The sequence below is a fragment of the Lawsonella clevelandensis genome (assembly GCF_003241315.1).
GTDB lineage: Bacteria > Actinomycetota > Actinomycetes > Mycobacteriales > Mycobacteriaceae > Lawsonella > Lawsonella clevelandensis_A.
In genome coordinates, this window is sequence record NZ_QFOZ01000014.1 from 16,759 (window position 1) to 29,073 (window position 12,315).

General features: G+C 56.1%; 9 protein-coding genes. 4 read left to right on the forward strand and 5 right to left on the reverse strand.

Features of this window, described 5'->3' with window-relative positions; all coding sequences use genetic code 11:
- Window position 1 precedes the first annotated feature (1 nt).
- Window positions 2–712 carry a hypothetical protein gene (locus tag DI579_RS07030; RefSeq protein ID WP_290598621.1) on the reverse strand — a complete coding sequence of 237 codons (711 nt, stop codon included), beginning with the start codon at window positions 710–712 and terminating at the stop codon, window positions 2–4.
- Between the two features lie 182 nt (window positions 713–894).
- The gene (locus DI579_RS07035; protein ID WP_303679001.1) at window positions 895–2,736 is read right to left on the reverse strand and encodes a pyruvate kinase; all 1,842 of its coding nucleotides are present in this window, start codon (window positions 2,734–2,736) and stop codon (window positions 895–897) included.
- A 218-nt stretch (window positions 2,737–2,954) separates the two neighbouring features.
- Here DI579_RS07035 and DI579_RS07040 point away from each other — a divergent pair, with 218 nt between their 5' ends.
- Both DI579_RS07040 and DI579_RS07045 read left to right on the forward strand, forming a co-directional pair.
- Window positions 2,955–4,457 carry a DUF2252 domain-containing protein gene (locus tag DI579_RS07040; protein WP_290598624.1) on the forward strand — a complete coding sequence of 501 codons (1,503 nt, stop codon included), beginning with the start codon at window positions 2,955–2,957 and terminating at the stop codon, window positions 4,455–4,457.
- 219 nt (window positions 4,458–4,676) lie between these two features.
- Window positions 4,677–5,297 (forward strand): superoxide dismutase, encoded by a 621-nt coding sequence (locus tag DI579_RS07045; RefSeq protein WP_290598629.1) that lies wholly within the window; start codon window positions 4,677–4,679, stop codon window positions 5,295–5,297.
- Window positions 5,298–5,393: 96 nt separating this feature from the next.
- Here DI579_RS07045 and DI579_RS07050 read toward each other — a convergent pair whose 3' ends face one another.
- Window positions 5,394–7,145: a TM0106 family RecB-like putative nuclease gene (locus DI579_RS07050; protein ID WP_290598630.1), complete on the reverse strand. Its 1,752-nt coding sequence runs from the start codon at window positions 7,143–7,145 to the stop codon at window positions 5,394–5,396.
- A 145-nt stretch (window positions 7,146–7,290) separates the two neighbouring features.
- On the opposite strand from DI579_RS07050, the gene DI579_RS07055 reads away from it, so the two are divergent.
- On the forward strand, window positions 7,291–8,247 hold the full coding sequence (locus DI579_RS07055) for a hypothetical protein (RefSeq protein ID WP_290598631.1): 957 nt from the start codon (window positions 7,291–7,293) through the stop codon (window positions 8,245–8,247).
- A gap of 447 nt (window positions 8,248–8,694) precedes the next feature.
- Here DI579_RS07055 and DI579_RS07060 read toward each other — a convergent pair whose 3' ends face one another.
- Entirely contained in the window at window positions 8,695–8,931 is a 237-nt protein-coding gene (locus DI579_RS07060) for an RNA-binding S4 domain-containing protein (protein ID WP_290598633.1), read from the reverse strand.
- A gap of 41 nt (window positions 8,932–8,972) precedes the next feature.
- Complete coding sequence (locus DI579_RS07065; RefSeq protein WP_290598635.1) at window positions 8,973–11,000, reverse strand: CocE/NonD family hydrolase; 2,028 nt, start codon at window positions 10,998–11,000, stop codon at window positions 8,973–8,975.
- A gap of 224 nt (window positions 11,001–11,224) precedes the next feature.
- On the opposite strand from DI579_RS07065, the gene DI579_RS07070 reads away from it, so the two are divergent.
- On the forward strand, window positions 11,225–12,127 hold the full coding sequence (locus DI579_RS07070) for a glycoside hydrolase family 25 protein (protein WP_303679002.1): 903 nt from the start codon (window positions 11,225–11,227) through the stop codon (window positions 12,125–12,127).
- Window positions 12,128–12,315 lie beyond the last annotated feature (188 nt).

The window sequence follows — 12,315 nt, forward strand, 5'->3', positions numbered from 1 at the left end:
TCTAGGAATTCTTCCGGTAGTGGACGAATGGGTTAATAGGGTCGGTGAGCATGATTTCAACATCACGCGCATCGTGTAGTCCAGAGTCGGAGAATTCGGGTCGGGTAAGGCTGAAGTCAACGTCATCGGTGCAGGCTACCCCGAAGGATAATCCGTTTAGATAGCTGCATAGGGACGAAATACCGGTGGCGCTGTAGTCCAGGTCGCGCCAGTATGAGACGGTCATGGTGGTGATGTTCATGCCGAATTGCGTAATGATGGTATTAATCTCGTCCGTATCGCTAATAAGCTGGTGAAAGCCCAAAATCTTTTGTACCCCGGTAGAGACTTTGTCGTGGAGAAAATCGACATTGCCGAAAACTTCCCTGGTCTGCCTGCAGGCATCGTCCCATGAGGGGAGGGGTACACCATCGTGAATGGTGACGTCATCTGCGAGGGGTTTAATGTCGTAGGCGTCCAGGAAGCTAAGGCGCATCATCTGGTAGAGGTAGTCAATTCTGCTGAGCGTGAAAAGCATTTTTGCCCACATGGTGTGGCTTGTTAACAGGCGCTCGCCCGGAATGATGCCGCTTTCTCCGGCGGTAAGCAGAACAATAATTTCGGCTAGGTTATCGACGGCACCCCTCAGTGAGTATTCGGAAGAATACCGAAACGCATCTACCATGCGAATAATCTCTAGATATTCGCTGGAGTTGGGGTTCTCTTCTTGCATAGCGCCTAGCCTACGGGGGGATGGCAACAAAGCCGTGATTGGGTTACTTACTGAACAATAACTGAATCGTTTCCGAAAGAAAAGATAACTATGCCTTACAACGCGGTGAAAAACACCGTTAACCGTTGCTAGACAACGATTAACAAAAAAAGAATGGCAACATTAGTGGAACACTACAAAGTCTAACGCTTCCACTCATGCAGCGATGGCAAAAGAGACTGATTTTTTCGCTGCACACCATCCATCGCAGATAACAGCGCACCCACAGCCTCCACCGTCTCCACCATATGCTTCCCATGGTTCAACATGACGCACTCCGCCTGCTGCGCCCACGCCGCATCCGTCACCTCAGCACGCGTAGGCTGCCCTGCATCCGTCAACGTCTCCAAAATATTAGAGCCAATAATAACCGGTAACTGCGCAGCCTGGCACAAATTCACCACATAACGCGGCGCCTCCACCATATGCATAATGCCCAGCTCCGCCGCCATATCCCCGCGCGCCACCATAACCCCCACGCGCTCATGCTTCATAAGCTCCAACAGAATATCCGGCAGATTCTGCATAGACTCCAACGTCTCCAACTTCACCACAATCCCCACATTGCGGCCAGAACGCTGCTCCACCCGACGCACCATAGCCACCGCATCCCGCATATCCTGCGCAGTGCGCACAAAACTAACCTCCACCAGGGACGCAAAAGATACGGTTGCCTCCAATAACTTCTCATCCTCCGCCGTCACCGCCGGAAGATTAAGAGCCGTACCCGGCACATTGATGCCACAATTCTCGTAGATAGTTTGGCCACCATCTTTCGCCTGAGTAATCAGCAGACGCGCCTCCCCATCACCCAAATTCTGCACCGTGGAATAAAGAGCACCATTGTTAAACAACACAGGATCCCCCACCTGCAAAGCACTAAAAATACGGGGCTCCGTACACCCAATCCGGGCCACCTCCCCATCACGCGGCGGATTCACGGGGGTAAGGTCATCCGTCAAGATCAGCTCATCGCCGCGCTCTAAGTGGATTCCGCGCTGCAGCGGTGGAATACCGCGCACGCGCGTCCGCATAAAATTAGCCTCCAACATGGCATGGTTACGGATCCACGTGGAACGATCCCCCTGCAGCAAAGCCCCCTCGTCCTGCTTCGCCACCACCACAAACGTCCGCTTCACACCACGATTATCGGCAGTACGAACTTCCGTCCCCACCTCCAACGATGCAAACCAGGTAGCATCCACCATCATGCACAAGGGCGCAATACCCTCCACATGCGGAGGCTCCGTTAGCCCCTCCGGCTGATTCTCCGGCACCAGCCACAAGCGCGCCGGATACCGCATTTCGCCATCGTCATAGCGGGATACGAGGGACGCGCCTACACGCGGACCATCCGCTACCCGGCCAGTAAAAATCTTCGGGCCGGGAAGATCCACCGCAATAGGAATGATTCGATTCAGACGGCGCGCTGTATCCTCCACATGCTCCGCCATCTGCTGCCACTCACTCACATCCCCATACACCAAGTTAATGCGGGCTATCTCCGCACCAGCCCCAAACACATCCTCCACAATCTGCGGATCCTGCGCCGCCTCCCGCGGAAGCGTCACCATAATGCGCGTAGAGCGTCCCTGTGACGCCACCCCCAACGTCTCATCAGCATTCTCCATAAGACGCTGCTCTGCCGCCTGCAGTTTCTCTTCCACACCATCAATCTCATCCATGGTGACGGCCTGCGGCTCATCCCCAATAAGTGCAGAAACCAACGTACGAGCAGCCGCAATCTTCGCCCTCACATCCAGTTCAGGGAATTGCAGAGAAGGCGCACCCAACGTTGCTAATTCATGCTGCAACGTGCGACGATCCGCCGACCGCAGCGCCAAGTAGGCCACCAAATTCTCCGCCCCACTGCGGTAACTACTGTGCACAGCATCAATGTCATCCTGGCGTTGCGCAACAGCCTTATCAATATCGGCGACAAGAGCATCGAGAGCAGTACGAATATGGGTCAACCGAGCAGACATGAACAGAATCTTCCTTACTAGTTTTCAGTACTAGCCTTTCAGTCCCAATGTAGCGAGAGACCGCCACCGTTCCTACCGAATACTGCAGGAATGCTGCGGCGTTCGCTCAAAATTCAACCCCTAGACACACTCCCTCCTACGTCCCCTTTCTAAAACATCGAGGCAAGCATTCTCAGCAGGGCGCCTGAGACATTCGCGGCAGGGCGCCTATTTACACCATGAGCGATACCACCATTAACCGCCTTACCATGGCGAAGGCAGAAGGAAAACGCCTCCGCAAAAAAGTAGCCCGCGAGGACCACGCCACACTGGAACTCCCCAAACACCGCGACGTCCTTGACCTTATCCACCAGCGCAATAAAGGCCGCATTCCGGAACTGATCCCCGTCCGCATGCAACGCATGAGCGCCAGCGCCTTCGCCTTCTTCCGCGGCAGCGCCGACCTTATGGCCTACGACCTTACCGCCAGCCCCACCATTGGTCTCAACATGGTTCTCTGTGGTGACGCCCACCTGGCCAACTTTGGTCTTTTCGCCAGCCCCGAACGCCGCGTTCTCTTCGACCTCAACGATTTTGACGAATCCGGCATTGGCCCCTGGGAATGGGACATTAAACGCCTAGCCGCTTCCGCCGTCCTCGCCGCCCGCGAAGGCGACGTCCACGCCGACGATGACGACGCCCGCGACATCGTTATTAACCTTGTTGATAACTACCGCACAGCCATGGCGAACCTTGCCGAAGAAACCATTCTCGACCGCTACTATGCCGACATTGACGCCGACTGGCTCTGCCAACACGCCGGCGACCGCGACCAAGATCTTGTCGATAGAACCATCGACAAGGCCCGCAACCGCACCAGCCTGCAAGCCGTCCGCAAAATTGCTACTTTCACCGACAGCCGCGGCCTCCACTTCCTCAGCGACCCACCACTTCTCGTCCCCGTCACAGACCAGGAAGAAGCAGACAATATGATCGCTTCTTTCGACACTTATGTTCGCACCCTGCCCCCCGCCGCCAATCTTCTGCTTAAACAATTCCATATTGTGGATGTTGCCCGGCGCGTGGTGGGCGTGGGTTCAGTGGGCACCCACTCCCTGGTACTGCTACTGTCCGGCCCCAATGATGAACCTCTTGTGCTGCAAGTGAAAGAAGCCCTCCCCAGTGTCCTCACCACCCATGGGAAACTGCCGGATGCTTTTTCGGAACTGTCCGCTGGGGACTCCTCCGGGCTCCTCCCCGATAATCTTGATAAGCATATTAAAGCCGGCAATGGCTACCGGGTGGTGGCGTGCCAGCAGATTCTGCAGGCCCACTCGGATCCGCTGCTGGGGTGGACGCGTGGCAAAGATGGCCGCGGCTACTACTGGCGCCAATTCCGAGACATGAAGGGCTCCATCGAAATTGAGAAGTTGGACGTGCAGGAATTGAAGAATTACTGTGCCCTGTGCGCCCGCCTACTGGCCCGCGCCCACTCACAATCCCCGAATGGGGCGCTGGTAGCGGGATACATTGGTAGCAATAATGACTTCGCCAAAGCTATTGCTGAATGGGCCATTGACTACGCCAACCAAACATACGAGGATTTTGAACTCTTCCGCATGGCCATTGACCACGGGGAATTTGAGGTAGCTGACGAGGACGCGGACACCACCGATGGAAAGTCTGTGGACGCGCACAATGGTTCCACAAAATCCACGTTTGACCGCGCACTGGGTTTGTAGCGAGCCCATAGCACTGGGTTTATAGCGCGCAGTTTGTAGCGCACCCGTAGCGCACAGGCGGTAGATGTTTTTTGAATTTACTGCCGTGCGGGCGAAAAACTGGTGGAATAGAAGTATCCGCATTTGTGTTGATACTCACAGACACACCACATGCGTGTGCCACCGCAAATGCGTGAGAGCGCACACTGCAGAAAACGCCACTAACAGAGAGGTTTTCCCATGGCACAGAAGTACGTTCTGCCCGAACTCGACTACGACTACAGCGCCTTGGAGCCATTCATCTCCGGCGAGATCATGGAACTCCACCACTCTAAGCACCACGCCGGATACGTCACTGGCGCCAATGCCGCCCTGGCCGCACTGGAAGAAGCCCGCAAGTCCGGCGACGCCGCAGACAAAGTGGCCACCATCTCCAAGAATCTAGCCTTCAACCTTGGTGGACACATTAACCACTCCCTCTTCTGGAAGAACCTGGCCCCCGCCCAGGACGCCCACCCCGAGGGTGAACTTGCCGCCGCCATTGACGACGAGTTCGGCTCCTTCGAGCAGTTCCAGAAAGAATTTGCCGCCACCGCCACCAGTATTCAGGGCTCCGGCTGGGCCGTCCTTGCCTGGGACATGCTTTCCCAGCGGCTCGTCATCCTCCAAATTACTAATGGCCACCAGGACAATCACGCCCTCACCATGATCCCGCTGCTCCTCCTCGACATGTGGGAGCACGCCTTCTACCTGCAGTACAAGAACGTGAAGGGCGACTACGTTAACGCCTTCTGGAACGTTATCAATTGGGAAGAAGTACAGCGTCGTTTCTCTAAAGCTCGCAAGCACACCCACTGCTAACAGCTAACATTCACACAACACACACAACATACACAGCACCGTCACCCCATCTGGACAGCGACTCCACGTCGGACACCCAGGTGGGGTGACGCATACTTACGAAAGTTCCTGCAAAGACGGCAGGTCCTCCAGCCAAGTTCCCTCACTTAACCAGCAGCGCACCGCCCGGGTGGCCCGCGCATCGTCCTCGTTATAGGCCAGGAGACGGGCACGAGTCTGCTGCACAAGAGCCTTCCCCTTCCCCCCAGCCCGCGATGATGACCGCACCGCCTGCGAATGCCAGGCAATGGAGGCCTCCCCACTGGGTTCCTCGTCACGCCAGTGGAAGCCCGCCACTGGTGCCACTTTCTTTAACCCCAGGCCGTGCACGCCCACGAATTGGCGTTCAACTAGGCGGAAAACGTCTACCCAGTGGGGGCCATCCAGCAGCTCGCGCACCTCATCTTCGGACGGCATTCCCAAATAGTCTGCCTGCTGGCGCACATTGGCCAGCATCCAATGTCGTTCCCCCGCCTGCGCATAGCAGTACACGTTGCAGGAGAAGCCTTCTGCGGCTGCACGACGGCGTAGGCGCGCAATCCAATGCCATAGCCGCACAAAGCATTCCGCGGTACTCCGGTTGGGGAGCCGCTTCCACGTTACATAGGGGTGGTAGCCGGGGGCGGCAGCATCCCCCTCCGCCGCCCGCATAGTCTGCTCGGCTTCTGTGGACGTGTAGCTAAGTAGTGCACCCCACAGGTAGGCACCATCGTCGAGCACACTCTCCATATCGACATCGATCTCGATGTCCGCCCGCGGTACTTTCACCCGCCCCGATTTATACACCATGCCGAAACCGGCAAGGCTAGCGCGCGCTACCGCCACCGCCGTTGTAAAAGAACCACCTGGCCAATTCTCCGGCTCCACCACATCGAGGGCGGCCAGCTGGGCCACAGTGTGAATGTTCTCCTCCGCCAGAGCCTCCGCCTGCGCCGCGGACACGACCAGGCTGACATCATTCCTGCTCGTAAGATCGCGGTGGCAGAGAGTATCCCACCAGCCACACGTGTGGCATTCAGAGCGGCGGCGCGAATGCGTGGGAAGCTGGCGGAGAGTGTCGCAGGTAGTGCGCGGGTGATGTGTTCCCCCGACGAGGGTATCGTCCAGTTCCTCCACGAGTTCTTCCCGCTGCTCAAACTGGGCAAGATAGTTGGGGAGGGACTCCTCCAACCAGTGCACAATGGCGTACTGGCCATGCATGTCAATAACACCACCCTGGCCCGTCGCGGGAATACCGTGCGTCTGCATCAGCAGCCACAAGTGGGTGAGGCGGAGTTGGTCGCGAGTGTGGTGACGGAGACGTAATTCCGGGTGGGGCTGCGGATCCCACCGGTCCAGGTTTGACGCGTGGGGGATAAGCGAGGGGCGGGAAAGGTTTTCCAGCGGAATATGGGGTGGGCGTGGGGCGGCGGCAGCCCGCACATCATAGGTTTTGTGGTTGACGGTAATGATGGGCGTGTAGTGTTCCCCATCCGCCGCCAGCATGAGAATACAGTGCGCCCCGGCGCGGTCTGTGGCGGGGTCGCTGGGCAGGTAGGCGCCACAAACAATGGGGGTGCGGTTGGTGACGGCCTGCTGGGTGGCCTGCCAGGCGGCGGACTGGTCACTGGGCATAAGACTAGCCCCGAAACTATCTACTAACTGCAGGTAGATGTGCTCCATGCGGGTTTTGCTGGCTTGCTGACGATGCTCCACCCCCACGGGGGTAATGGGGTCCGGGAGGAGGGGGGTGGTGGAGCCCAGGCGGTTGAGGAGGAAACGGTGATCACAGCCGAAAAGATCGTCTGCTGCAATGGGGTTGCCGTCCATGCCAGTCCTTTCCTCTCCGGCCTTAGATTACCTGCGGGCTTCTTGTAGTGAAAGTAGACTGCAGGTAACTGCATCTCATCTCTTGGATGCGGGACTATATGGCTCTCATATTGCCTGCTAGAAGAGAAAGAAGAAGGTAAACACTATGTTCGGAAAGAATAAGCCGGAAGAGAAAGCCTCCAAGCATGCCGACAAGGCCGCCAAGAAAGCCGCTAAAAAAGCGGAAAAGTTGCAGGCCAAGTTGCAGAAGAAACTCGATAAAAAGATCGACAAAGCTCAAAAGAAGAATGCTAAAAAGGCCGCTAAACTGCAAGAAAAGCTAGAGAAGAAGGCAACGAAGAAAGCCGCTAAGCGCGAAGAGAAGATCCGCAAAGTTGCCGAAAAACTCTCTGCTGAAGTGGAACAGCGCACCGCCTTTATTGACTCCGCCGCGAAAACCGGGGACAGGAAAGCCAAGAAGGCTCTGAAGAAAGCGGAGAAGAAGGCCGGCAAGGCGGAATCCCGTCTAGAAAAGGTGACGCAGGAACTCGCCAGGGAAGCTGAGCACCGCGCCAACTTCGCCCAGTCCAGGCTGACTGCTGCCTCTGGTGTTGTTGCCGATGTTGTTGGTAACGCCGCCAACGCCACCCAGAAGATTGCCAGCGTTCTTGAAGACAATGCTGGTGGCGCTGGAGAACTCGCCAAACTTGGCACCGAGAAAGCCGGGGAGGCCGCCATGCGTCTACAGCAGAAGGCGGAAAAGAAACTTTCTGCCGTCCACGATGTTGCCCACAAGGGTGCGGAGAAAACAGAAAAACTACTGACGTCTGCTGAGGAAAAAGCGGATAAGATCGGCACAAAAGTGAGCGAAAAAGCCGACAAAAAAGCCGACAAAAACATTGGCAAGGAAATTGTTGAGGCAGCGGGTGTAGCTGGCGCAGCACATGCGGCACACTCAGCACATTCAGCACACGCGAAGAAACGCACCTGCCCTCTGAAGCGTCTGAAGAAGTGCTCCCGGAAAGCCGCCCGGAAAAGTGACGCACTAGCCCCCACACTGATGCCACTTCTCTACACCGCAGCAAGCGTACTGACGACTTACCTTAAGAAGCGTCGCCACTAAAAAGTAGTGTTAGCTGCTGCTACAGCTGGTGGCATGTTAGCTGCCAGCTAGCCTCTAGCTAGCCGCTATTGGCTCCTGAAAAACTGAAAAGCAAGGAAGGGCCGCCCGAGAACAGTCAATCGGGCGGCCCTTCACTTGTGTTTTGATAGTTCATCCCGGACTATCAATCACCCATGGTGGCGATCAACCGGCACTCCCTTACCGACTGCCGCTATTAACCCACGGGGCTTAGCAAAGCAGCGAATCTACACAATACCGAACCTGCCCGCACGAGCTCGCACGAGGCAGGGGATTGCCCGATTCGCGCCTTACGCCTCCATTGTGTAGCGAGCGTCACACAGATGCACGTTATCCTTTGAAAAATCACTAATGGCTATTTTATATAGCGTCTACCAGCAACAACTACAGAAACTTATTGCCATCGTATTGTCATATTTAGCAATACTGTTAGCAGCACACTACTCGGTAGTCCTCGCTGGCACCAGAAGGAGAAAAAGCACCGTCAACAGAGACAACATCCCCCTCATGCAACTGCCGGCCACGCTGGCAGCACACCTCCCCATTGACACACACAAGCCCTTCCGCAATAGCCTCTTTCGCCATTGCCCCGGACTCTACCGCCCCCGCCAATTTCACAAACTGGCCAAGGCGAATCATGTTGTCACGAATCTCTACATCAACCATGGCTAATCTCCACTTCACTCGCTAACCAGACACTTCACTCGCTACGGCGTAGGCGCAGAATCTTTAGGACCCTCCCACTTGCAGACATAGTCAGCACTTGGGTAGCAGCCAGCCTCATTCATGTACTCCTGCCAGTAGAGTGGCTTACCACCATACGTATCCTGGTGGCGCGCATCATCAATATCCATTGTGACGGAACTCGACAGCACCTCAATGGGCTCCTGTGCCTTCATCGCGAAGAAATTCTCACGGTTAGACGACACAAGACGGATAGCCAGCCGGTGGCCACGCCACAGCACCCAATCATTCGGCAACGCCTGGAAATTCACAGTACTGGTACCCTGCCGCACCACAACAGCACCGCGCGTTATCAGAAGCGTTTTCCCATTCGGGGCAACATCATAAATGTTGGCGTTCAAGCTAGCGTCCTCCCACAAGAGTGCCTGCATACGCTGAGCAGTAGTTTTCTTATCTGCAGCCTGCCCATATTTGCCGGTGACGCCGTTGTAACGCACCGTCGCACGCACCCTCACATTGCCAGAAAGATGCAAATCCCGAGCCTGGGGCGCCATATACGCCCATATACCTTTCTCGCGGTTAAGAGACTGTGCATCCGCCTGCGGAATAGCCTGACCATTCCCATACGTGCGGGCCGCCAACGCCGTACCGTAGCGGACAATGCCGCGGGGTCCCGCAAAAGTAACAGTGCGATTCGGCTGCGGCCACGACGACTGAACACGCCAACGGCCCGTATTATCCTGCACAATAAAATTCGGACGGAAACGGGTAACCGCACCCTTCAGATAATGCGCATAGAAATCCATGACCTCCGCAAAGTAGCCGGGGCGACCCACTTTAATGTTCCCCTTCGCATCCTTCTCATTAGCGCGCACATGGTTCCACATACCCAACCAGCCACGCGTCGGAGCCTTACGGTCCTTCAACAATTCCACCAAACCATCAGGCTCCGTATTGTCCTCAATAAGGCCAGCGGAAATAAACAAGGGCACGGGGGAATTATGCGTCTTGGTGAGGAAAGACCGATCCCGCCAATATTTGTGGCTACGGATGGGGTCTAAAGAATTACGCAAATTGTCGGACAGGCAATGCGGGTGGGCCACCTCGTAGACACTGTTCTTCATATATTCGGGAGTGTCGTGAAGGACACGGCCGGGGGAGGCAGCAATCTCATCATAAGAAAGGCTCGTACCAATAGCGTTGTAGTAAGGGACCTCATTGTTATACAGGTAAGTGTAGGGCTCCATAGCTGGCTCCTGCGCCACCACAGCAGCCAACCCCCGCGGCTGATTACCTGCAGCAATAAGACCCGTCACCCCATCGTAGGATTTACCGAAAAGCCCCACACGACCATTCGACCACGGCTGTACCGCCGCCCATTCCACGGCGGTCACAACATCCTGCTGCTCCCCGGGACCATTCCAGTCCAAACACCCAGTAGAAGCACCCGTACCGCGCAAATCCACCTGCACCCAGGTATAGCCGGCCTCCATCACCTTGGCATCATTGAGGAAATCATGAAACCGCGGATTGGGGTGATTCGGGATAGTGGGATCAAGAAGAGTACGGATACGTTCCGGGTTGGTGACGGCATCGCCCACGCCCACCTCTGACAAGTGGTTGAAATAAGGCCCCACAGACATGATGACCGGAGTGCGTACATTATCCGGAATACCCTTGGGGCGCAAGACATCAGCATGGATAGTAGTACCGTCGGGCGTAGTAAAGTAATGCTCCGTCCAATTAGCATGCTGATTCCACGCCACATCCCGCGGATTCGCCAAAGACGCCGGAGCAAACCTAAGACCCGTCTTACTGGGAACATCCGCACTACTCGCACGATGGGTGGAATAGACGCCAGGCTGCACCGTAGCCTGCACCATAGCAGCAGACGCCGGGGAAGAACCCAAGCTGGCACCAATAACCATGGCGACAGCACCCACCGTGGCGGCAGCTACCTTAGTGACGGTGGCCGCTTTAGTAGTGGCGGCTTTAGTAGTGACACCTTTAGTGGCAGTAGTGAAGGGGACAGAAGTGACTCGTGTACGCATGAGTTCAGTGTAAGGTACTCCTCAATGAAGATGAACAGTCCCACTCCTCACAATTTTTTTACTGAATTTCTTTGCTGAGAGAAATCACTGGTCAGGTGGCTAGTAAAAAGTATTCATACCCTCTACACTAAAAACATACATAACACCAGTAACATCTGTTTTGTTTCCAGTGTTGCACCAGCAATAACGCCACTAAACACGCAGGTAAACGTGGCGGCACACGCATGTCACAACGGGCCATCAAAGTCAGTGTTGCAGCAGTAACAGTTCCCCTCATCGCCGCCGGCGCCGCCACCGTCAACCCCGCCAACGCCCTCGACCTCACCCCCCGCGGCATAGACGTCGCCAGCCACCAACACCCCGGCGGCACGCCCATAAACTGGCAAAGAGTCCGCCTAAGCGGCTACACCTTCACCATCATCAAAGCCACCGAAGGCACCGGCTACACCAACCCCTACTTCAAACAAGACCGCGCAGGATCCCACAGCGTAGGAATGATAGTAGGCAGCTACCACTACGCCCGCCCCAACCAAAACCCCATCACCCAGGCACTCCACTACGCAGACACCATCGACTGCCAAAAACGCCCCATGGAACTCCCACCCGTGCTCGATCTAGAGGAAACCGGCGGACTACCACCCCTACTACTGCAGGGGTGGACAGCAGCGTTCCTGACCACTCTCAACCTGCACTGCGCCACCAACACCGTCGTCTACACCTACCCCTACTTCTGGCGTACAGCCATGCAAAACACCCCCATCTTCAGCTTCGCACCACTGTGGCTAGCCGACTACAACAACCATGCGAACCCCACCGAACCACTCCCCGGTGGATGGGCCAACTGGAACATTTGGCAGTACACATCCCGCGGAAGCGTCCCCGGAATACCGGCCGTCGTAGACCTCAACAAGTTCAACGGCAGCCTCGCCGGCCTAGCCGCATTCAGCCTACGACAACAAGCCGTCCCCACCGTGCCAGCTGTCAATGTTAAAGGCCAGTGGAAAGTTGACCCCAGCTACCTCGAAAAAGCCCTGAAGCAGGCCAAGAAGGGTCTACGGGTTGCACCCATCTATCAGACACCGATGGAGGCAACCCCTATGGCAAACTACCAGGCCACATCCCGCTAGGCACTCAGCCTCCCCAGGCACTCAGCCTCCCACTAGCCACTAAGCTGGTGTGTTCTCCACTCAGATACTCAGTTACCTGGTCGGATATTAAATATCCGGCGTGGTGGCGTGAAAACAGTGAGGAGTGCTCCGTAATTAACGTGCCCTTGTGTTTATCGTCCGGTGCCGTAGAGGGGATCATCAGGGTG